Annotated in this window: 2 protein-coding genes; one reads left to right on the forward strand and one right to left on the reverse strand. The window is 74.6% G+C overall.

Translation table 11 applies throughout. The features are described from left to right. Window positions 1-1,260 (forward strand): FAD-dependent oxidoreductase (locus ABZ281_RS47315; protein ID WP_356664800.1); only part of this gene is annotated, 1,260 nt, incomplete at its 5' end. Here the strand turns inward: ABZ281_RS47315 and ABZ281_RS47320 are convergent. Next, a partial coding sequence (locus tag ABZ281_RS47320) for a DUF5914 domain-containing protein (RefSeq protein ID WP_356664802.1) occupies window positions 1,166-2,059 on the reverse strand: 894 nt, incomplete at its 5' end. The two genes, ABZ281_RS47315 and ABZ281_RS47320, sit on opposite strands and share 95 nt — an antisense overlap.

Here is a 2,059-nt window from a genome sequence, read left to right on the forward strand (position 1 = left end):
GGCATCGTCGCCCTCAGCCCCACCTTCGGCCGCCGCGACCTCGCCGCCCTGGACGCGCGGGCGGCGCTGCCGCTGCTGGACGTGCGCGTACCCGACGTGTACGTGCGCTTCGACCAGGTCAGCGCGACCGACTTCCTGGAGCGCATCCGCTTTCCCGAGGCCGCGCACCACCTGGCCTTCGAGGTGTTCTCGCGCAGCTTCTTCGCAGACCCGCGCGAACTGTCCGCCGCCGAACTGATGCTGATGTTCCACATCTACTTCCTCGGCTCCTCGGAGGGGCTGCTCTTCGACGTGCCCGACGAGCCCTTCCCCCAGGCACTATGGGACCCGCTCGGCGACTACCTCCGGCGCCTCGGTACGACCATCCGTACCGCCACCCCCGTACTCGGCGTGGAGCCCGGCGGCACCGGCGGAGCCGAGGTGCGCACCGGCACCGGCACCGACCGGCACGACGCGGTGGTGCTCGCGCTCGACACGGGGGGACTGCGCCGGGTCGTCGCCGCCTCGCCCGGCCTGGGCACCGCCCCCTGGCGCGACGGCATCGCCGCCCTGCGCACCGCACCGCCGTTCCTCGTCTCGCGGCTCTGGCTCGACCGGCCGGTCCGCGCCGACCGCCCGGGCTTCCTCGGCACCAGCGGCTACGACGGCCTCGACAACATCAGCGTCCTGGAACGCTACGAGGGCGAGGCCGCCCGCTGGGCCACGAAGAACGCCGGTTCGGTCGTCGAGCTGCACGCCTACGCCGTCAGCCCCGGCGCGGACCGGGAGGGCGTGAAGGACGCGCTGCTCGGGCAGTTGCGGCGGATCTACCCGGAGACCCGGGAGGCGCGCGTCGTCGACGCCCGGCACGAGTGGCGCTCGGACTGCCCGCTCTTCCCGGTCGGAACCCACCACCGGCGGCCCACCGTACGGACCCCCCGCCCGTGGCTGAAGCTGGCCGGCGACGGACTGCGCTGCGACCTGCCGGTGGCCCTGATGGAACGCGCCGCCACCACCGGGTTCCTGGCGTCCAACGAGTTGCTCGCCGGGTGGGGTGTCCGCGGCCAGGTGCTGTGGACCGTGCCGCGGGCGGGCCGCTCCCGGGTGCTGCGGACACTCGGCGCGCTCGCGGAACGTCCGGCGCGCCGGAGAACCCGGAGCCCCCGGATCACGGGAACCACCCGGATCACCCCGGGAACCGCCCGGTGCTGCGCAACTCCCAGCGCCTCTCGGCATAGGCGAGGTCGTCGCGCCACAGGCGCCCGGCGGTGCGCCGCATGAGGGGGCGCAACACGGGGGCGGCGGCCCGGGCCAGGGCGAAGCCGCGCCGGTCCGAAGCGGCGACGACCGCCTCGACCACGGCCGTCCGCGGCCGTTCTGCGTCCGCGGCGGTCAGTGGCGTGGCATGGGTCTCCACCACGGACGTGGCGCCCTCGCCGTCGGTGATGCGCATGACGACGGTACGCGGCTCCGGCGCGGTGAACTCGGCCCGTACGGGCACCACCAGACGGCCCGCCACCCGGAAGGAGACATCCACCTCGAAGGCGTCGCCCTCGTCGCCCCGCGGCTCCCTCACGACCGTCAGATCGACGAAGGAGTACGGGTGGAACCAGGAGCCGTGCCACGGGTCGAGCCGGTTGGCCACGACGTCCTGCGGTTCGCACCGCCCGACCGCCGTGTACACGGCGTCCACCCCGCTGCCCGGAGCGGGGCGGTCCGGGACCACGGGCCGCTCCGTCGGCTCCTCACCGCCGACAGCGTCCAGCCGTACCCACACCAGCACCCCGTCGTCATGGGCGGGGTGGGGCTGCCAGCCGGCGAACGGGGAGCCGTCCAGGGCCAGTCCGTGCCAGTGGCACACCAGCGTGCCGCACACCACCCGGCTCTTCCGCAGCGGTGCCCCGAGGTGCGGGCAGACACCGGGACCGGCCCGCAGGTCACCCGACCCCGAGCGCCACAGCACCACCTCGACGCCGCCGACGGTCCTGCCGCAGGCCGGCGTCCTTGTTGGCGCCCAGGGACGTGCCGCTCCAGGACGTCTCGTGGTACTTGGCGTCCCGCTGCGTGGGGTTGTGGAGGT

This window comes from Streptomyces sp. NPDC006265, assembly GCF_040613555.1.
Taxonomy (GTDB): Bacteria; Actinomycetota; Actinomycetes; order Streptomycetales; family Streptomycetaceae; genus Streptomyces.